This window comes from Enterovibrio norvegicus FF-33, from assembly GCF_000286835.2.
GTDB classification, from domain to species: domain Bacteria; phylum Pseudomonadota; class Gammaproteobacteria; order Enterobacterales; family Vibrionaceae; genus Enterovibrio; species Enterovibrio norvegicus_A.
This window is the reverse complement of sequence record NZ_AJYD02000038.1, coordinates 1244092-1263609: the sequence shown is the minus strand read 5'-3', so window position 1 is coordinate 1263609 and position 19518 is coordinate 1244092. Positions and strand designations below refer to the sequence as shown.

General features: G+C 48.1%; 17 protein-coding genes. 13 read left to right on the top strand and 4 right to left on the bottom strand.

Features of this window, described 5'->3' with window-relative positions:
* Positions 1-389: 389 nt before the first annotated feature.
* Positions 390-2534, top strand: coding sequence for an LruC domain-containing protein (locus A1OO_RS13850; protein WP_016961593.1), 2145 nt, complete (start codon positions 390-392; stop codon positions 2532-2534).
* Positions 2535-2536: 2 nt separating this feature from the next.
* Positions 2537-3106 (top strand): hypothetical protein, encoded by a 570-nt coding sequence (locus tag A1OO_RS13845; protein ID WP_017003362.1) that lies wholly within the window; start codon positions 2537-2539, stop codon positions 3104-3106.
* Between the two features lie 103 nt (positions 3107-3209).
* On the opposite strand, the gene A1OO_RS13840 is transcribed toward A1OO_RS13845, so the two are convergent.
* Complete coding sequence (locus tag A1OO_RS13840; protein WP_017003361.1) at positions 3210-4265, bottom strand: LacI family DNA-binding transcriptional regulator; 1056 nt, start codon at positions 4263-4265, stop codon at positions 3210-3212.
* A gap of 233 nt (positions 4266-4498) precedes the next feature.
* On the opposite strand from A1OO_RS13840, the gene A1OO_RS13835 reads away from it, so the two are divergent.
* From A1OO_RS13835 to A1OO_RS13790, 10 genes are all read left to right on the top strand, one after another.
* Positions 4499-4726: a hypothetical protein gene (locus A1OO_RS13835; protein WP_017003360.1), complete on the top strand. Its 228-nt coding sequence runs from the start codon at positions 4499-4501 to the stop codon at positions 4724-4726.
* 26 nt (positions 4727-4752) lie between these two features.
* Positions 4753-5907: a TRAP transporter substrate-binding protein gene (locus tag A1OO_RS13830; protein ID WP_016961589.1), complete on the top strand. Its 1155-nt coding sequence runs from the start codon at positions 4753-4755 to the stop codon at positions 5905-5907.
* Between the two features lie 83 nt (positions 5908-5990).
* On the top strand, positions 5991-6506 hold the full coding sequence (locus A1OO_RS13825; protein WP_016961588.1) for a TRAP transporter small permease: 516 nt from the start codon (positions 5991-5993) through the stop codon (positions 6504-6506).
* A gap of 9 nt (positions 6507-6515) precedes the next feature.
* On the top strand, positions 6516-7826 hold the full coding sequence (locus tag A1OO_RS13820) for a TRAP transporter large permease (protein ID WP_016961587.1): 1311 nt from the start codon (positions 6516-6518) through the stop codon (positions 7824-7826).
* Between the two features lie 122 nt (positions 7827-7948).
* On the top strand, positions 7949-9250 hold the full coding sequence (gene hisD, locus A1OO_RS13815) for a histidinol dehydrogenase (RefSeq protein ID WP_016961586.1): 1302 nt from the start codon (positions 7949-7951) through the stop codon (positions 9248-9250).
* A 13-nt stretch (positions 9251-9263) separates the two neighbouring features.
* Complete coding sequence (locus A1OO_RS13810) at positions 9264-10043, top strand: SDR family NAD(P)-dependent oxidoreductase (protein ID WP_016961585.1); 780 nt, start codon at positions 9264-9266, stop codon at positions 10041-10043.
* 57 nt (positions 10044-10100) lie between these two features.
* The gene (locus A1OO_RS13805) at positions 10101-11123 is read left to right on the top strand and encodes an alcohol dehydrogenase catalytic domain-containing protein (RefSeq protein ID WP_017003359.1); all 1023 of its coding nucleotides are present in this window, start codon (positions 10101-10103) and stop codon (positions 11121-11123) included.
* 39 nt (positions 11124-11162) lie between these two features.
* Complete coding sequence (locus tag A1OO_RS13800) at positions 11163-11450, top strand: UxaA family hydrolase (RefSeq protein ID WP_016961583.1); 288 nt, start codon at positions 11163-11165, stop codon at positions 11448-11450.
* A gap of 3 nt (positions 11451-11453) precedes the next feature.
* A complete protein-coding gene (locus A1OO_RS13795; protein WP_017003358.1) occupies positions 11454-12623 on the top strand; it encodes a UxaA family hydrolase in 1170 nt (389 codons plus the stop codon).
* A 322-nt stretch (positions 12624-12945) separates the two neighbouring features.
* Positions 12946-13977, top strand: a complete 1032-nt coding sequence (locus A1OO_RS13790) for a YeiH family protein (protein ID WP_017003357.1) — start codon at positions 12946-12948, stop codon at positions 13975-13977.
* Positions 13978-14070: 93 nt separating this feature from the next.
* On the opposite strand, the gene A1OO_RS13785 is transcribed toward A1OO_RS13790, so the two are convergent.
* Positions 14071-14487 (bottom strand): hypothetical protein, encoded by a 417-nt coding sequence (locus tag A1OO_RS13785; RefSeq protein WP_017003356.1) that lies wholly within the window; start codon positions 14485-14487, stop codon positions 14071-14073.
* A 328-nt stretch (positions 14488-14815) separates the two neighbouring features.
* Here A1OO_RS13785 and A1OO_RS13780 point away from each other — a divergent pair, with 328 nt between their 5' ends.
* Positions 14816-17791 (top strand): methyl-accepting chemotaxis protein, encoded by a 2976-nt coding sequence (locus tag A1OO_RS13780; protein ID WP_241819120.1) that lies wholly within the window; start codon positions 14816-14818, stop codon positions 17789-17791.
* Between the two features lie 130 nt (positions 17792-17921).
* Here the strand turns inward: A1OO_RS13780 and A1OO_RS13775 are convergent, their stop codons facing one another.
* Complete coding sequence (locus tag A1OO_RS13775) at positions 17922-18737, bottom strand: alpha/beta fold hydrolase (RefSeq protein WP_017003354.1); 816 nt, start codon at positions 18735-18737, stop codon at positions 17922-17924.
* Positions 18738-18959: 222 nt separating this feature from the next.
* Positions 18960-19382 (bottom strand): VOC family protein, encoded by a 423-nt coding sequence (locus A1OO_RS13770; protein WP_016961577.1) that lies wholly within the window; start codon positions 19380-19382, stop codon positions 18960-18962.
* Positions 19383-19518: the final 136 nt, after the last annotated feature.

The following is a 19518-nucleotide window of genomic DNA, read 5'->3' as shown; positions in this document are numbered from 1 at the left end:
CTTCTCAATGTAGTTTGAAATAGCGGGGCTTGCTGATGAAAATCATACCTCGTTAAGAAAGAGAATCTGTTTTGTTTGAATTAGATTGATGAGAATAAGCGTAGCGCTCACTGCTATATTACCTTGCCCTGTTTTATTGCTTCTCAATCAACGACGCCCCCATCAAATCACGATGATATTCTTAATACTGGTGAGCTATTTACCGCACGAAATGTACTTATTTTCTCATTTTGACAAAAATACTCGCCGCCCATTTTTTTTGATTGTCATTCTGACTATTTCAATATCCAGAAAAATTTCACTTCAATATATCCTCATAAAAATCAACCAATTAAAACTGGCACATTCCTTGAAAGAACTCTGGCAGACACCAACTCAAGGAGATCTCCATGTCTCGCCTTTTGACAGCAGCTCTATTGACAACTGTTTCGCCCTTTGCGATTGCAGCGCCATTTGAAACATGCCCGAGCAAAGCCTATTTATTCCAATCAAGTCCGGTTCAGGTGTACTCCGTTAATCTAGTGACAGGTTCCACCACCCTTTTCACTAATGATGTGGGATTATCCAATCAGGGCATCAACGCCGTGGGGTTTGATAATGGTACGGGTGACGGTGTAGGTTTTGAGGAAAAATACATCTACGGGTTCGAAAAGACCCGCAAGAAAGTCGTCCGTTTGGACAAAGATTTTCAGGCGGATGTTATTAAGGTAAGTGGCCTTCCCAACAATTACTCCTTTTACGTTGGAGACGTGTACGATCGTTATTACTATTTATACGGGCCAGGTAGAGGCTTCTACAGAGTTGATTTAACACCGTTAGACAGCGACCCTAACGCAAAATTAACGGCTGAAACGATCTCAACATCTGCACCATTGGGTATCACAGATTTTGCTTTCCACCCTGGGAACGACGAACTTTACGCTGTGAACAATAGCAACGGTAAATTGTATGAAATTGATACAAATAACGGCTCAACCAAATACATTGGCTCTGTCGGTGTGACTGGCACCTTTGGGGCGGGCTACTTCGATGTTAATGGCTACTATTACATTTCCAGAAACCAAGACGGCGATATCTTTCGTATAGACCTCTCGACACAAGAAAAGATTGATTCCGGCAGTGTGACCGCTGTGAAATTTGCAGACGGTCCCAAGTCAGGTTTAAACGATGGGGCGCGCTGTGAAGATGCACCGGTGATTGATGAAGATTCCACCATTGATTTCGGTGATGCGCCTGACAGCTACAAAACCCTTCTGGCCTCCAACGGTCCTCGACATGAAGTTGGTACTGGGTATTACTTAGGCTTAGTTGCTCCGGATAGCGAAGGAGATGGTCTAATTTCCCCACTGGATGACAATAAAGCAGGCTCAGAAGATGAGGATGGGGTGGGTTTTGTTACCGCAATCGAAGCGGGTAACACTGCGATCATCTCCGTACAAGCCTCAACCACGGGTTATCTGTCAGCTTGGCTCGATTGGAACCAAGATGGAGACTTTGAAGACGCCGATGAGAAAATCGTCAGCGATTCCGTTCTCAATGCCGGCACGAATACACTGAGTATTGCCGTCCCCTCAGATGCCGCAGTCGGTTCCACCTTCAGTCGCTTCCGTTTCTCAGAGCAAGCCGGTCTCGATTATTTCGGCGGTGCAACCACCGGTGAGGTAGAAGATCACCCTGTCACCGTAATGAAATCGGGCACGACATTAGTGCACTACCCGAACGAGCGTGGTTACGCCACATTGGCCTTTGAAGACAACTGGCCAAAAGAAGGCGATTACGACATGAATGATGTGGTGATACGTTTCCGCATCACAGAAACACTGGACGAAAACAATCAAGCGACACGGATCCTCATCAGCGGATACCTCTCTGCCTACGGCGCGGGTTATCACAACGGTTTCGCCATGCGACTTCCTGGTCTAAACCGTGTAGATATAGACAATGCGCAAACAACCATGAAACACAACGGTGTGGTACAAGAAAGCAATGGAATGGAGTCGGATGCCACAGAAGCCATCTTCGTTATCACGGACGATCTCAAACAAAAAGTGCCAGCAGAATGTAACTACTACAGAACGGCGCAATATTGCCAAGAAGAAATCGCGTTTGAGTTCGAAATCGATATCTACCCTCATGATGGCGTCAGCACCTACGGTCTGATGGACATGCCTTATGACCCGTTCATATTCGCAACTCCAGGCCCGTATGTGCGCGATGGTTTGTGGTACAACCCCGGTCGTGGGCTAGAAATACACTTAGCCGATCAAGCGCCTACAGAAAAATTCGATGCCTACTGGTATGGATGGTGGTCTGATGCGGGTAACCCAGCGGAAAACCGTTACTTCAAAACGTCAGCAAACCTACCTTGGGCGCTGCTAATCAACGACGCATGGAAATGGCCTCAAGAGCACGTTGACCTGATTGCGGCCTACCCTGAGTTTGCGGGTTACGCTGAAACGTCGGGTGTTAACAATACCAACTGGTATATGGACGAAAAAGCCACGCTAGGCACTGTTTTCGAGCCGGAGGAATAATCATGAATATCTATTCGATTGTAACCGCATCACTTGTCTTACTATTAACAGCTTGTGGGGGCGGTGGAGGTGATGGTGGCTCAGCATCAACAAGCGGAAGCCCTACCATTACTGATTCTGCTACGGAAGCCGGTGGCAGTACAACAGCGTCAAATACCTCCAACGGTACCAGCAATCCGACACCAACTGTGCTGACTGGTGCCAACCCCGAGGTAGTGGATATCCCGCCGACGGTAACAAGTGATGCTACGCAGATGTCAGAAATGGTGGTGCCGAATGGCTTCAGCTACGACCCCGTTGTTTCGCAAAGCCTAGAAGTCGATATTAGTAGCTACTCGATAAGCCAAGCCTATGTGTCGATATATGGCGGCTTTGTAGAGAACCCAGATGGCTCATATTCTGCCGACTATAACAGCCGAATCACCGCAAAAACGTTAGAGAGTGGATTCGGTGATGTGGATTACCTGCTCGCCGATTCGCAATACTACATGTTGGCCGAAGTGTTCTTCTACGACGGTACAACACCTATTCAAATGCGGATCACCAACGAGCAAACACAGTGGGTTTGGTAATGTGACCAAGTGTTGAAAGCACAACGTAAAAATAACTAAGGGCGGTTTGATACCGCCCTTTTTATTTTGATTAATGCTGACTGATAGACCGCTAGGCTCTACCTCATTTTACGGCGGCGGTGGTTTCTCTTACCACCAACTTTGCTTCCAGCTCCAATTTGTCTGTAACGGGCTCATTACTCAGTTTGGCCAACAAAAAATCTGCCGCTTTCTCGCCCATTGTCTTTGAGGGAACTTGCATGGTGGTGAGTGCAGGATGAATGTGCGACGCCATTGCTACGTCATCAAACCCTACAATGGAAACATCTTCTGGTACACGTACACCCAAGGTTTGGCACTCTAATAACGCCCCCATCGCGATAATATCGTTACCGCAAACAATGGCGGTGGGACGCGGTGAATTTTCCAGTAGCTTCCGCAGTGCCTGACGGCTTTCCGCTAAATCATACTTACATTCAATAATGCGATTTTTGGCTAAGAAAATATCGGCTTTCTTCAGGGTATCTAAGCATCCTGCAAGGCGGTCTTTGGTTCTGTCATTCAAACGCGTGATACCCGGAATCGCGGCAAATTCAGTGTGCCCAAGTTGCAACAAAAACTCGGTTAATCGCGCCGATGCACGGTAATTATCAAAGCCAATGCAAGGATGATCCAATTGTGGCTTAAACGACCATGTATACAGATAAGGCAGTTGCTTTTTATCTAGGATCTCAAATAACTGCGGATGGTGCTCCGCCCCCACCAGCATTAGCCCATCAACGCCTCGCGTGATCAACCTTTCCGCTTGCGCTAATTCTTCATCAACTGAGTAATCCGAACTGGCGATAAATAATGTATATCCTTTCTCCTGCAAGCGTCGTTGAAACGCGTGAATCCCCTCGGCAAAAATTGCGTTATCTAATGTGGGAACAATCACGCCCATGGTTTTTGAATGCTGTGATGCGAGCGCTTGAGCAGCACCATGAGGAATATAACCGAGGGATTCAATCGCAGAACGAATCAGTATCCCCCGCTTCTCGCTGACAGATGCTGGATTCGCCAAATAGCGTGACACAGTCGCCGTAGAGACCCCCGCTGCAATAGCAACATTTTCCGCAGTGGGAGCATCAGAAGGTCGTTTTTGTAAGCGCTTACGCAAAGGCTGTATCTCTTTCACCATAACTCGTTAGTTCTTTGACTCGTTATTGAGATTATAAAGCCACAATTTAACTGATTATAGCTTCGCATAAAATTCTTGCCGTCAAAAACTTGACAGCAGTTCCACTCGCCCACTACTCTTCACAATGTAAGCGCTTACATTTAACAATATATTCACAACACGCTAAGTGCTATACATACAAAACAGATAATAAAACGGCGTCTGCCGCCAACTGACTCTTGAGAGGTTGAACCATGAGCTCTGTATTTCACATCAAGAAACGCTACATCTTACCTCTAGTGTTCTTCTCGCTGTACTTGCTTAACGTTCTTGCCACCAAGGCTCAAATTTCTTTAGGGAACACACCCATTGTTCGTGTCGATGATGTGGGAGAGTTTCTTCTCCTCCTCCTTACATCCCTGACCTTCGTTGTCGCAATGCTGTCTGCCGAGAAAGAAGCAAACAGCGGCTCGGCAAATTAATTAAAACGCAGAAAGGAAGTAGATTTATGTCTGTTCGCCAAAAGGATGACTCCCCACAAAGTGCAGAGCGTCGCCGTTTCCTAGAAGTAGCGAAAAAAGTCGGCTTTACCGCCGCTGTGGTTGCTGGTGCATCGGGAGCGTTGTTAACCTCAACCTCCGCCCAAGCCGCGGTCAACGAAGAAAGAGAACGTCAAAAACGTGCCAAGTACACCATGACCATCGCGACAGCCTACATCATTGGTGCATCGCGCAGCTATCCGATCATGCAACTTGATTTTAAAGAAAACATCCAAAACATGACCCGAGGTCAGGTTTACGTGAAGTTGGCACCGGGTGGTCAACTGGGTGCGGGTGGTGCATTGGCTCAAAAAGTGCAGGCCGGTACCATTCAAGCAGCGCAACATTCCCTTTCCAATTTTGCACCTTTTGCGCCTGCTGTAGATTTAATCAATATTCCTTACTGGTGTGGTGAAAACCAAAAATTCATCAACCTTGTCACGTCAAAAGCTTGGGAAGAAGAAATTCACCCGCGTGTTGAAGCCAAAGGCTTTAAACCGCTTTGGTATGTGGTTATCGACCCACGCGTTGTTGCACTGAGAAAAGGTCTAGAAGGCCCCATCAAAACACCCGATCAACTTGAAGGCGTGAAATTCCGCGTACCGGGTTCAAAAATCCTTCAACAAATGTATCGCCTGCTGGGTGCAAACCCAACACCAGTGGCATGGGGTGAAACACCGTCTGCCATCAAGCAAGGCGTTGCAGATGCACTGGACCCATCGGTAGAAGCGTTGAATGTATTTGGCTTTAAAGACGTGCTTTCATCAGTGACGTTCAACCGCGCGGTGCCAGATTCGCAAGTGTTCTCTTGTAACCTTGAATGGTTCAATAGCTTGCCGAAAGATATTCAAGAAGGCATTGAATTTGCGAGTGAAGTGACGTCAATTCAAAACCTTGCAAAAGTCCCAGCGGCCCGTGCTTATGCCATGGCAGAACTTGGCGACGCCGGTGTTGAATTCTACGCACCTAACCCTGATGAGATGCGCCAATGGATCGACAAAGCTGGTCATCAGCGCCCAGAGTGGGATGATTTCAAACTGCAACTTGCAGGCTCGAAAGCCACCTTCAACAAACTACTTGATGCAGCAAACGGTAACAGCCGTTTCTATGTTCACGACGTGTAACTGCTGAGTAACTTGGCCTCTTGGGTTAATACTCCTCAAGAGGCTACTCGCTCTATTACCACAACGCACGTTGGACTAAGACTATGAAAGCTCTACTAAAAAACATAGATGAAAATGGCGAACGTTGGCTACTGCTGTTTTTCTACAGCACGATCGTCATGACGATCGCAATGGAAGTCATCCGCCGGTTTGTCTTCAGTTATTCCTCTATTTGGGGGGAAGAAGTCGCTCGATATGCCTTTATCTATCTTGCATGGATAGGTGCATCTGCCGCAGTGAAAGAGCGTGCTCACATTCGTATTGATGTCTTGATCCACTACTTACCACAGCGTGGTAAAGCCGTGATGTATTTGTTCGGTGATTTATTAACCATGGTAGTTGCGCTATTTGCCTTCTACTGGTCGCTTCACCCTATCGAAGTATCACTTAAGTTTGGTTCAGTCACACATGGACTAGGCATTAGCCAAGCGTGGTTTATGGCAGCCGTGCCACTAGGGTTCTCCTTGATGTTGTTCCGACTCGTTCAATCGATCATTCGAGATACACGCAGCCTCATACACGGCACGCCTGTGTTTGAAGGCAACAAGTTGTTTGATTAGGAGAATGACATGCTGAATTACTATCAAACAGAAACCTTTGTCGACCTCGGCTGGGAGTTTTATGGCCCAGTGATCGGTATGCTCGTACTGATTGCACTCGCCGTCCCTGTATGGGTATCACTGGGACTCGGCTCAATCGCCCTGCTCTATATCACGGATGTTTTGCCTTTATCACTGTTTGGTGAATCCCTGTTCGACGGCATTGATGCTTTCGCACTGATCGCCGTTCCTCTTTTCATCCTGACAGGTGACGTGTTGGTGCGTACCGGCCTTTCTAACAAGCTGCTCGATGTCGCGGAAGCGAGTGTAGGTGGTGCACGAGCAGGCTTTGGTAGCGCAACCGTACTGGGCTGTGGTTTCTTTGCTTGTATCTCTGGTTCTGATGCTGCAGGTGCCGCTGCCGTCGGTCGAATGACGATTGATCGCTTAGTGAAAGAAGGCTATCCGAAGCCCTATGCGTGTGCATTGGTGGCAGCAGGTGCCTGTACCGGCATTCTCATTCCGCCGTCCATTGCTTACATCATTATCGGTTTAGTATTAGGTATATCCGCATCTACCTTGTTCCTTGCGGCTGCGGTGCCAGGGCTCATGGTCATGGCGGCTATCATGCTAACCAACGTTGTTATGAACCGCATACACGGATATGAAAACGCACGCCAAGGCTTTTCGTTCAAGCGCTGGATTGCCGTCATCATTGATGCGCGATACGCCCTAATGGTTCCGTTTGTTATTTTGGGCGGTATCTACTCAGGCATATTCACGCCAACAGAAGCAGCGGCGATTGCGGTTGTCACTACCATCATCATTGGTTTGTTCCAAGGCACCTTAAAGGTGAGCGATTTTCCAAAAATGCTTGAAAGCTCTGCAAAAGTGAATGGCGTTATTTTGCCTATCATTGCACTGAGCCTTCCACTGGCACAAACACTGGCTGCGCTAAACGTACCGCAGGCATTTGTTGAAAGTATGACCTCTTTGACAGACAGTCATGTGCTGCTGACGCTCATCATGATTGGCATACTGATTTTGGCGGGTTGCTTCATGGAAACAACGCCGAACATTCTGATCCTATCCCCAATTCTGCTGCCGTTAGCACGCGAAATTGGCATGGAAGACGTCCAGTTCTGCATCATGATGGTGACATCACTGGGTGTTGGTTTCATCACACCACCACTTGGTCTGAATCTCTTTGTTGTATCTGGATTGACGGGAACCTCGGTATTGAAGATCGCAGCACGATCGGGGCCTTACGTTATCTCTATGTTGGCAGTCGTATTGATGCTGGCATTTATTCCTGAACTTTCACTCTGGGCACTTGATTAACTCAACGCTTCGGAATAGCTCATAACACTGGACTCACTCTAAAACCCAATGCCTTTCCGGCTTTTTCCAAAAAAAGCCGGTCAGGAGAGTTGCGCCCAAAATTTAACGGAGAATTTATCAACATGGCTGTTAAGTATCTAAAAAAAGCCGAGAAAAATGCGTCAACCGGAGAAGACGATGTTCGCGTAATTGTCTCAGGCATGTTGAAAGACATTGAACAAGGTGGGGAAGAAACCTGCATCGCTTACACCAAAAAATTTGATAACTGGCACGGTGACATCGTTGTCTCTCAAGCGGAGATCGATGCAGCAGCAGAAAAAGTGCCTGAGCAGCTTAAAAAAGATATCCACTTTGCCTACGAGCGTGTTCGTGACTTTGCAAAAGCACAGCTTGCGAGCATGAACGAATTTGAAACAGAGCTATCACCAGGTTTGTTTGCAGGTCAGCGATTGATCCCAATGCAAGCGGCTGGCTGTTATGTACCGGGCGGGCGTTATTCCCATATTGCTTCCGCCATCATGTCCGTGACGACCGCTAAAGTAGCGGGTGTTGATCATGTGATTGCGTGTTCACCACCAGGCCGCGAAGGCGGTATGCACCCCGCAATTTTGTACACATTAAAACTGTGTGGCGCTGACACCATTTTGAACCTTGGTGGCGTGCAAGGCATCGCAGCCATGGCTTTTGGTCAATTCACCGGTCACCCCGCTGACATTCTTGTTGGTCCAGGTAACCAATTTGTCGCCGAAGCAAAACGTCAGCTTTATGGCCGAGTCGGTATCGACATGTTCGCTGGCCCTTCTGAAGTGATGGTTATTGCTGATAAAGATGCGGATCCGGAGTTGGTTGCGGTCGACCTGCTGGGTCAAGCAGAGCATGGGCCGAATACGCCTGCATGGCTTCTCACTGATTCAGAAGCGCTCGCAGAAACTGTCATGAAACGTATGCCAGAGCTTATTGCAGAACTGCCTGAACTGAACAGCAAGGCCGCTGAAGTCGCATGGCGCGATTATGGCGAAGTGATTATTTATGACACCCGCGAAGAAGCCGTCAAAGTCAGTGATGAATATGCCTCTGAGCACTTGGAAGTTCATGCCGCCGATTTGGATTGGTGGCTTCAAAATCTTCGCAACTACGGTTCACTCTTCCTTGGTGAAGAAACCAATGTCGCGTTTGGTGACAAAACGTCTGGCCCTAACCACATTCTGCCAACCAAAGGCGCAGCCAAGTACACAGGCGGCCTGAGTGTGGGCAAGTTTATCAAGGTCGTCACCTATCAACGTTCATCGATTGAAGCTTGCAAAGATGTCGCACAGGTAACCGCGCGTATTTCTCGCCTTGAAGGCATGGAAGCCCACGCGAAAACCGGTGATGCGCGTCTGGCGAAGTACTTCCCAGATGAACAGTTTGATCTGAAGCCTTAACGGACGGGACGGGATGATGACAAATAACGCCATGCAGCACTTATTCGACCTAAGTGGTCAGGTAGCTTTGGTCACAGGCGCAGGCTCTGGAATAGGGCAACGCATGGCATACGCCTTATCACGCGCTGGCGCCAAAGTGGTGCTGGCTGGCCGTCACCCAGAAACCTTGGCGCAAACCGCCGCCTTGATTGCCGGAGAAGGCGGTGATTCTGCCATTGAAACCGTGGACCTAACCAAGCGCGAATTGCTCGATGAATTTGTACAACGCGCATCGGCACACTTTGGTTCGCCAGACATTTTGGTGAACGCGGCAGGCGTGAATCTGCGCCAGCCTGCGGATGACATTTCAATCGACACTTGGGACACGACACTCAATCTCAATCTGTCAGTGCCCTTTTTTCTCGCCAAAGCCTGCTTGTCAGGCATGCGAAAAAAAGGACACGGGAAAGTCATCAACATCGGATCGTTGCAATCGTACCGCGCCTTTGCCAATTCGATCCCGTATGGCGCATCAAAAGGCGGTGTCGCACAGCTCACTCGCGCGATGGCAGAAGCTTGGTCTCAAGAAGGGATCACCACCAACGCCATTGCACCGGGCTTTTTCGAAACGCCCTTAACTCAAAGGGTGTTTAGCGATGATTCACTCGCCTCGCATCATGCGGCCATGACTGCAGTCGGACGAAACGGTGAGCTGCAAGATTTCGATGGATTAACGGTATTTTTGGCGTCTCGCGCGTCTGATTACATCACGGGGCAAATGATTTCGCTTGATGGCGGGTATACCGCCAAGTAAGCAAAATCCTAGCAACACAGTCATAAACAGCATTGGCTTGACCAAAAGGACTCAACGATGAAAGCACTGGTTTACACCGGAGAGAAAGAACTCACCTATATCGAAGATGCAGAAATGCCCGTGCTTCGAGATGGTGAAGTCATGGTGCGCATCGACGCCGTCGGCATCTGTGGTTCAGATCTTCATGCTTACCTCGGTCATGATTCACGCCGCCCTGCCCCATTGATTTTGGGTCACGAAGGCGCAGGCATTGTATGTGGTGCTGACAACGCGGGAAATCGAGATCTCGACGGCCAAGCCGTGGTCATCAATCCCTTAGTGAGTTGCGGACATTGCAGCGCGTGCCGCACCGGATTTGAAAACCAATGTGGCGCTCGTGAAATTATTTCCATGGCGCCACGACAAGGCGCATTCGCTGAATACGTCGCGATTCCAAAACGCAATCTTGTGCCTGTCCCAGAAGGCATGTCCATGACAACGGCGTCACTGGCAGAGCCCATCGCAACAGGCTGGCATGCCGTGACCAAAGGCGCCAATTTAATCACTCGCCCATTGGTTGAAAGCAAGGCGCTGGTTTATGGCGGCGGTGCTGTCGGTTTAGCCGCAGCCTTATCACTGCATGCGCAAGGTTGTCGTCAAATCTTCCTTGCGGAAACCAACGAATTACGACGTGAAACTGTAAAAAGCGCGGGTATATGCACCGTATTTGACCCACTGACTAACCCACTTGTTGCCAGTAACGCCATTGATTTAGTGGTGGATTGTGTGGGTAACAAGCACACCCGCATGGGCTCATCTGACGCCGTAAAACCTGGCGGCGTGATTGTTCATGTGGGGTTACAAGACAGCATTGAAGGTCTTGATGTACGCAAATTCACGCTACAAGAAGTGATCTTCACCGGAAGCTACACCTACACCATGCAAGATTTCCACGCGACAGTGGAGGCCATGCATAACGGCGCGTTAGGCGCGCTGAACTGGATTCAAGAACGCCCGCTCAGCGAAGGTGCGGACGCTTTTGACGACTTACTTAACGGACGTATAGCCGCTGCCAAAGTTGTGCTGCGGCCCGAAAAGTAACCCAAGAAAAGAAAAACGTTTATTCAAAAGGAGATGAAAATGCAAAAACCAGATTTTCTCGTCCACGATTCGACCGACTCCGTTGGCGTGATTGTGGTTGAGGGCTTAGAAGCTGGCCAAACGCTTGTTGGATGGGTAATGGACACGGATGCAACCATCGAAATACTGGCACTAGATGCTATCCCGCTTGGCCACAAAGTTGCGCTCAACGATATTCAAGATGGCGACACTATCTTGAAATATGACAACGACATCGGCAAAGCAATTGCGAACATCGCGAAAGGCGGACATGTTCACGTTCAAAACGTTAAAACGAAGAGGTGGTAAGCCATGAGCAACTATAAATTTATGGGCTATCGCCGCGAAAATGGCCGTGTCGGTGTACGTAACCATGTCATCATTTTGCCATTGGACGATTTGTCGAATGCCGCATGTGAAGCCGTTGCCAACAACATTAAAGGTACGATGGCGATTCCTCACCCGTACGGTCGCCTTCAATTTGGTGAAGATTTAGAACTTCACTTCCGTACGTTGATTGGTACCGGTTGTAACCCGAACGTGGCTGCTGTGGTTGTTATCGGTATCGAGCCTGAATGGACAGCACGTGTTGTTGAAGGTATTGCAGCTTCTGGTAAGCCAGTTCAAGGCTTTGCTATCGAGCAAAACGGCGACATCAACACCATTGCATCGGCTTCTCGTGTTGCGAAAGACTACGTTCAAGCAGCCAGTGAAATCACACGCGAAGAGTGCGATGTTAGTGAGCTTTGGATCTCAATGAAGTGTGGTGAGTCTGATACGACATCAGGTCTCGCGGCTAACCCAACCGTGGGCAACCTGTGTGACAAGCTGTCTGCGCAAGGCGCAACCCTGTGTTTCGGTGAAACCTCCGAGCTAACCGGTGCAGAGCAAATTTGTGCAACGCGTGCTGTTTCACCAGAAATTGGTGAGAAGTTCCTCAACACGTGGCAGGCATACATGGACGAGGTTATCGAACCAAACAAAACCTCTGATTTGTCTGACAGCCAACCAACCAAAGGTAACATTTTGGGCGGGTTGACTACCATCGAAGAGAAAGCGTTTGGTAACTACCAGAAAATCGGTAAACACACGCAATTTGTTGATGTATTGACGCCCGCTGAACGCCCAGCAGCGGGTCCAGGTTTGTACTTCATGGACACGTCTTCTGCAGCCGCAGAGTGTGTGACCTTGCAAGCGGCAGCGGGTTTTGCTGTTCACTTGTTCCCAACAGGTCAAGGTAACGTAATTGGTAACCCTATTATTCCGGTTATTAAGATCACTGCAAACCCACGTACCGTGCGTACCATGGGCGAGCACATCGATGTTGATGTATCGGGTATTCTTGCTCGCGAATTGAATATGGACTCAGCGGGTGATGCGCTGATCGACATGACACTTCGCACTGCAAATGGCCGTTACACCGCAGCGGAATCTCTCGGTCACCGCGAATTCGTACTGACCAAACTGTACCGCAGTGCGTAATCACGCACGATAAAAAGACGCTGAGGAAACTCAGCGTCTTTTTTCTCTGCTCAGGATATGAGAATACCCGTATACCTTTCCCTTAAAGAACTGAACGCACAGATAACCATCAATAAGCGGTACGGTATTTGCTCAAACGTACTAACTCGAATTTATAACGGCCTGCGAACAAAAGATTTGCTCCTGCCGACACACAAAAATTCCCGCGTTGGCGGTTTCTCCGTGACGATTTGTGTTTAACCTAAGCTGCCCACATCGAGCGAAGGCATGAGTCAAAAAGCCAAAAAATAAAAACGTTAAATCAATAATATGGATGTTTTTCATGCTGCCGAAAACAAAAAAAATGATCCCCGATTGGCCGACGCTTAGCCAACATTCTCGAACACTCGCACCCGGCTTATTACTTTCTGTCACCGTTGCTGCTGCAGCCACTTTTCTCTCTGCTCACTATGGTGCACCGCAAATGCTCTTCGCCCTCTTATTGGGCATCGCTTTCCACTTTTTGGCCAACGATTCGAAATGCCAGCCCGGCGTTGAGTTTGCGGCTAAGAAAGTGCTGCGATTTGGCGTGGCATTACTTGGGCTTCGCATTACGATCGATGAGATGATGATGTTAGGTTGGGAAATGCTGGCGTGGGTCGCATGCGGTATCGCACTGACCATCACCATCGGGATGCTTGTTGCCAAATTGCTCGGACGCCGTGTTCAATTTGGTGTACTAACTGGAGGCTCGGTCGCCATCTGTGGCGCGTCAGCGGCACTCGCTATTTCAGCCGTTTTACCTAAGCATCAATACAGTGAGCGAAATACGTTATTTACCGTGATAGCCGTGACGGCATTCAGCACGATTGCCATGGTGATCTACCCCATTTTTGTCAACATACTCGGTTTTGATGACAGGCTTGCCGGGATCTTTATTGGCGGCACTATTCATGATGTCGCGCAGGTCGTCGGCGCGGGATACTCCATTTCCCCTCAAGCGGGTGAATTTGCCACCATCACCAAACTACTGAGGGTTGCTTTGCTTGTCCCTGTGATTCTGGTGATTTCTCTCTATTTTCGAAATCAACGCGATAAAGACGGTGAAAAAGCGGACATTCCTCTGCTGCCACTTTTTGTGGTTGGTTTTTGTGTTTGTGTCGCCATCAACAGCGCACACATTCTGCCAGTGCAAGTAACCAGCGCGTTGTCTGGGCTATCATCGTGGTGTCTTGTCGCAGCCGTTGCGGCACTTGGCATTAAAACCTCCGTGAAGAAGCTCTTTACCATCGGCTACGAGCCCATCTTAATGGTGGTGATCGAAACATTATCGATTGCGGCGTGGGTATTGCTCGGGATTTATTGGTTGGGCTAGCTCAGCCTGAAGCGCTTCATGCCAATAAAAAGACCACGCTAGAATTTCCTGCGTGGTCTTTTTATTCCTGTCGCGTTTTGCACCCGAGCAACGTCATCCTCGCTTGTTCAACAGATGATTGATGCGCGCCATCAAACCCTCAGGATTGGAATACGCGTAGTAATTGATCACCGCTTTTTTGTCGCCCGCCTGAATAACAACAGAGAAATCGTTAGCTTTAAAGTTCGTGACCTCGTGCCAATATATTTTTGTTTTACCTTTAGCGACATACTGGTCATTAACAACCGTATTCTTAGAATCAAACACCCAGAACATCACAACAAAAATGGCGATAAATGCCAATAAGCTGTAAACCACAATTAGCCAACGGCTGTTTTGTTCATCACCGAACACCAATTGAAGGTTTAGCACTGCAAATGCAATACCGACCATCACAACCACAAACGAGAGAGGCTTATTCAGCAACGCATCATTTTCTTCGTTCTGTGAGATATTTTCGTCCAACGCCAACCTCCACTCCTTATCGCTTTATCATCTGTTATGTGTCACTCACTATGAGGACAAATTGACTTTCGACGTACCAGTATTGCCCGTTTATAACCGCGTATTTTTCGCAAAGCTTCCTATCCCCAAGCAATATAAAGATACGTGTTTAGTGTTTATAAAAGTAACACACCGCGAGTGAACCTTGTCACACCTAATCCCCATATCTATATGTTACTTAAAATTCATCCACCTACCCTGACCAACTGACTACACAGTCACGTGATTCCTTTCTACACTCTTAACATCGAAACACTCACTTCATTAACGGGATGGCACTGTGTTTGAAACGTGGATGCGAAAGTTTGAGGATTTTGCTCTGGTAAAGAAACTAACGGTGATTCTTTGCCTCATTGGTCTAGTTCCTACCATTTTCACGGCGGGCATTGGTCTGTATAGCTCATGGTCATCCATGGAGACGCAAAAAAGTGATTCACTCCAAGCCATCGCCCACTTAAAGGGAGATGCGTTAGAAAGCTATTTCAAAAACAGCAATAGTGTTCTTCTAAGCATCGCCAATAACCCAATGACGGCTTCCGCAGCCCCGGCGTTTAATAACGCGTTTAACAATTACCCGCAGTTCAAGCAGAGCCAACTGCCTGATATTCAGCGCTATTACCAGGAACAATTCAACACCAAGTTCCAAGAAATTAACGGTATTCCCTTGGATGCTGACGCGCTATTTGAAGCCATTGGCCCACAAGCATACGCACTTCAACATGCTTACATCACTAACAACCCTAACCCTCTTGGACAGAAACAAGCCCTGACACAAGCAGGCAACCAAGAGTATGACTTTACTCATCGTCGCTTCCATGCAGATTTCCAAAATTACGTTGAAAATTTTGGTTTCTACGACATCTTCTTAGTCGATTTAGAATCTGGCAACGTTGTGTATTCCGCTCACAAAGAAGTCGACTTTGCCACGAACCTGATTGACGGCCCGTTCGCAGAGTCCGGATTAGGTCATGCCTTTTCTGGCTTGCGTGAGCGGCTCGCAGCGGGGCAATCGGTGAAAACCCACTTTGTCGACTACCAGCAATACCGTCCGTCTTATGACGCTCCAACCAGTTTTATTGCCACGCCTATTTATACAAACGGAGAGGCCGTTTCCGCACTGATTGTTCAATTGCCCATTGATCAAATATCTGCCGTCATGGGCAAAGATTATGGCTTAGGAGAAACGGGCGAATCCTTCGTAATTGGTTCAGACAAACGATTACGATCAGACACATTTCATAACGAAGAACTTACCGTTCTCTCTTCGTTTAAAGATAACATTGTCGTTAATACCGAAGCGATTGACGCCGCAATGGCAAGCACCACCTCCGAACCACCTGCGGCTTTACACGGTGACAACTACAACGGTGAATCCACTCTGACGGTATATCAAAAGGTGAACGTTAGCCCTGATGTTGAGTGGCTTGTGGTGGTGGAGCAAGAGTCCAGCGAAGCCTTGGCAGCCGTTTTCACCCTGCAGATTATCTACTTGTTGGTTGTGGTGATTATGGTGTCACTGGTGTTGTTCACCGCGAAAACGTTTGGTCTTCGCATTTCACGTCCGATTCAGGAATTGTCCGCTTTCATTCTCGCATTGCGACAAAATTGGAATTTTTCAAACCGAGCCAAAGTGCACAGCAAAGATGAAGCGGGACAAGCTGCCGAAGCACTTAATACTATGCTGGCATCGCTCAACGACGCAGTTGGAACGATTTCCACCACCATGAATGGCCTTTCTCAAGGCGACTTTACCCAACGAGTGAACACCGAAATGACGGGTGATTTGTTGGTGTTAAAGCGCAGCATCAATGAGTTCGCAGGGGAACTAGAAGCGACCGTCGAAGACATTGGCAACGTTATGTCCCAAATTGAGCAAGGTGACTTCAGTAATCGCGTGGTGAAAGACGCCCAAGGGCAATTAGCGACGCTGAAAAATCAGGTCAACAGCTCTGCGGCGACCACCGCGGCCTTTATCGCTGACACTAAAACCGTGATGGCGGCACTTGAAGTGGGTGACTATAACCCGCGTATTACTGCCCCTGCTGCGGGCGATCTGGCGTCGTTGAAAGAATCTATCAACCAATCGATAGCCAACACTGAAGGGATCATCATCAATATCTGTGATGTGATGGCATCAATGAGCGAAGGACGCTTCGGGCAAACGGTGTCGTTGAACGCACAGGGCAAGATGAATGAAATGAAAATGGCGGTAAACGGGGCCTCGACATCAACAGGCACCGTGATTGCCAATATTGTGTCAGTGATGAACCAGGTGTCGAACGGTGATTTTTCCGCTCGATGTGACACCATGAATGTGTCTGGTGATTTGCGCCAATTAGCAACCTCAGTGAACCAGTCTGCGGAGAATATCGAGCACATATTGACGCATACACGACAAGTACTGGAGCAGTTGGCACAAGGTAACCTGACCGACAATTTCACTCTCGACGCTCATGGCGATTACAAAACCCTGAAACAGGGTATCAATCAAACAATGGCTAGCTTGGCTGTCATGCTTAAAGAGATTCAGAGCACCGCTTCAACAGTGTCTAATACATCAGAAGAAACGTCCGCAGAAGTCTCTGGGTTAAACCAACAAATTGTTACTCAAGTAAAAAGCCTGAAAGACGTTTCCACTTTGATGCGCGCCATGCGCAGCAACATTGATGAAGCTTTAGATCACGCCAATGTGTCGGTCTCGGTTTCACAAAAAGCGCTGGAGCATGCCCAAGAAAGTGAAGTGTTGGTAAAGCAAATCGAAAGCGCAATGGTGTCGATTATCGATTCCAGTCGCAAAATGCAGCAGATCATCAGTACCATTGAAGGCATCGCTTTCCAAACCAACTTATTGGCACTCAATGCCAGCGTGGAAGCCGCAAGAGCGGGCGAACAAGGCCGAGGGTTCTCCGTCGTCGCGGGTGAAGTCCGTAATCTTGCACAACGCAGCGCAGAAGCAGCAAAAGAGATCTCAGCGCTAATTATCGAATCTGATGAACGCATCGTACTGGGCGCAGAGCAAGTGAACCTGTCCGGTGATTTACTCAAAAAAATTACCGAGTCCAGCAGCGAAGTATGCGCAAATTTCGATCGTGTGAATATATCCATCAAAGCACAATTTGACAGGGTCAGAGATGCATCTGACGGCGTAGAAGGTGTGGGCGATAGCATTCAGCAAAGCGCACGTATCTTAACCCGAATTAACGACAATATGGACGGCGTAAGCGGGCAAGCGGAAAACCTGAATGCCATGATTCGACGGTTTAAGTATTAATCTGCGTTATTCGTAAATACACAAAAAAGCACTGTTTGATTAATCATCACACAGTGCTTTTTTTGAATCCAAGGGCATTCATTTATCGCCGCTTGAAAGACGCGAAAGCCAGTCAGCTCGAATTAACAACTTAAGCGAAATTCTTCGCAAGGAAACGTGTCAACGCTTCATTCACAATTTCAGGCTGTTCAAGGCAACTGATGTGCCCTGCTTTGGGAATTGAGATGAACTCGCTACCGTCTATCGCATCATGCAACAGCATCGATTCAAGTGGCGGACGAGGCTTGTCTTCCGCACCCACCATCACCAGTGTTGGCAGCGTGAGCTTTTCAATATCATCAAAGGTATCACGGCGATCAAACACCATGCGACCAACGTGAACAATCGCTTTCGCTTTTTCACCGGAAAGCGCTGACAACCTCTTTTTGAATTCAGCAACAAGCTCAGGGGTGTCTTGTTCGGCATTGCTAGCAAAAAATAACGGCGTGATAGCATCGACCATTGGCGGCGGAACCATTTCCAATTGTTCAATGGTGTCAAACATAGCCACGTATTTAGCCTTAGCGACTTCTGGCTCGTAGCCGACAAAAGTATCCATCAGCACCAGGGCATTAACGCGAGTTGGGGCTTTCAATACCAACTCGGTTCCCCACATACCGCCAACAGACAGGCCCACCAACGCAAACTGCTCAATGCCTAACTGATCCATTAGACAAAGCACATCATCAGCGTAATCCAACAGTGACGTGGTTGAGTCCGGTGCAGCATCAGATTGCCCGTGCGCCCATAGCTCCGGCACAATACAGCGATACTGTTTACTTAACGCTTCAATTTGAGGCTGCCACATGGCGCTGTCCCACAAATAGCTATGCCCGAACACCACCACTGGGCCTTCACCCACATCTAAATACGACATGTTTCTGCCGTTTATTTGAATTTTTTCCATTTCAATTCCCTGTCTATTTTTCACGTGTGCGCCGAGGCAGTCAGAATGGTCACTAGGGTACAGAAAATAGAGCGTCAAAACACGCTTATCCGCATTGATACAGTGAGACGGCTCACCTGAGGTTTACTGTCTAAAATGCATTGACATAACATCAGATACGAACCGCAAAGAAGTCCATATACATTGTTCATATAAGAGAATAAACCGCCACCGAGTGGTGAACTAAATCGTTCTTATCGACATGGGGTGATCAGGGTTCAGTTGCAGTAAATCCCATAGGTTTCCATAGAGATCTTCAAACACCGCTACTACGCCATAGTCTTGTTCAGCCGGTGGTCTGACAAACTTAATCCCCTCATCGACCATTCGGTGATAGTCTCGCCAAAAATCATCGGTGTTGAGAAACAGAAAAACGCGTCCACCAGATTGATTACCAATAAAATCATGCTGCTCAGGCTTCGAAGCCCTAGCTAATAGCAATGTTACGCCGCTTGAACCCGGTGGCGAAACGACGACCCAACGTTTATCTTGCTCTGGTTGGTACGTGTCCTCAACCAACTCAAACTTCAGTTTGTTGACGTAGAAATCAATAGCCTCATCGTAGTCATTGACAACTAACGCTATATGCACAATTGACTGCTTCATTGCCTACCCTTCCCATTTTGTATTGTTAGCATCATGGCTATAGTCATTGAAAAGCACAAACACCCCTTCCAAAAAAACCTCCTTCATACGCAGTGTCATTTTCACTGCATTTCAGGAGGTTCAAAATCATGCTTGA

What these genes read in the sequence shown, in the direction of transcription:
- A1OO_RS13810 (WP_016961585.1), top strand. Translation starts at nt 9,264, where the DNA reads ATGATGACAAATAACGCCATGCAGCACTTATTCGACCTAAGTGGTCAG.
- A1OO_RS13820 (WP_016961587.1), top strand. Translation starts at nt 6,516, where the DNA reads ATGCTGAATTACTATCAAACAGAAACCTTTGTCGACCTCGGCTGGGAG.
- A1OO_RS13770 (WP_016961577.1), bottom strand. Translation starts at nt 19,382, where the DNA reads ATGAAGCAGTCAATTGTGCATATAGCGTTAGTTGTCAATGACTACGAT.
- hisD (WP_016961586.1), top strand. Translation starts at nt 7,949, where the DNA reads ATGGCTGTTAAGTATCTAAAAAAAGCCGAGAAAAATGCGTCAACCGGA.
- A1OO_RS13795 (WP_017003358.1), top strand. Translation starts at nt 11,454, where the DNA reads ATGAGCAACTATAAATTTATGGGCTATCGCCGCGAAAATGGCCGTGTC.
- A1OO_RS13790 (WP_017003357.1), top strand. Translation starts at nt 12,946, where the DNA reads ATGCTGCCGAAAACAAAAAAAATGATCCCCGATTGGCCGACGCTTAGC.
- A1OO_RS13825 (WP_016961588.1), top strand. Translation starts at nt 5,991, where the DNA reads ATGAAAGCTCTACTAAAAAACATAGATGAAAATGGCGAACGTTGGCTA.
- A1OO_RS13805 (WP_017003359.1), top strand. Translation starts at nt 10,101, where the DNA reads ATGAAAGCACTGGTTTACACCGGAGAGAAAGAACTCACCTATATCGAA.
- A1OO_RS13830 (WP_016961589.1), top strand. Translation starts at nt 4,753, where the DNA reads ATGTCTGTTCGCCAAAAGGATGACTCCCCACAAAGTGCAGAGCGTCGC.
- A1OO_RS13845 (WP_017003362.1), top strand. Translation starts at nt 2,537, where the DNA reads ATGAATATCTATTCGATTGTAACCGCATCACTTGTCTTACTATTAACA.
- A1OO_RS13850 (WP_016961593.1), top strand. Translation starts at nt 390, where the DNA reads ATGTCTCGCCTTTTGACAGCAGCTCTATTGACAACTGTTTCGCCCTTT.
- A1OO_RS13775 (WP_017003354.1), bottom strand. Translation starts at nt 18,737, where the DNA reads ATGGAAAAAATTCAAATAAACGGCAGAAACATGTCGTATTTAGATGTG.
- A1OO_RS13835 (WP_017003360.1), top strand. Translation starts at nt 4,499, where the DNA reads ATGAGCTCTGTATTTCACATCAAGAAACGCTACATCTTACCTCTAGTG.
- A1OO_RS13800 (WP_016961583.1), top strand. Translation starts at nt 11,163, where the DNA reads ATGCAAAAACCAGATTTTCTCGTCCACGATTCGACCGACTCCGTTGGC.
- A1OO_RS13780 (WP_241819120.1), top strand. Translation starts at nt 14,816, where the DNA reads ATGCGAAAGTTTGAGGATTTTGCTCTGGTAAAGAAACTAACGGTGATT.
- A1OO_RS13840 (WP_017003361.1), bottom strand. Translation starts at nt 4,265, where the DNA reads ATGGTGAAAGAGATACAGCCTTTGCGTAAGCGCTTACAAAAACGACCT.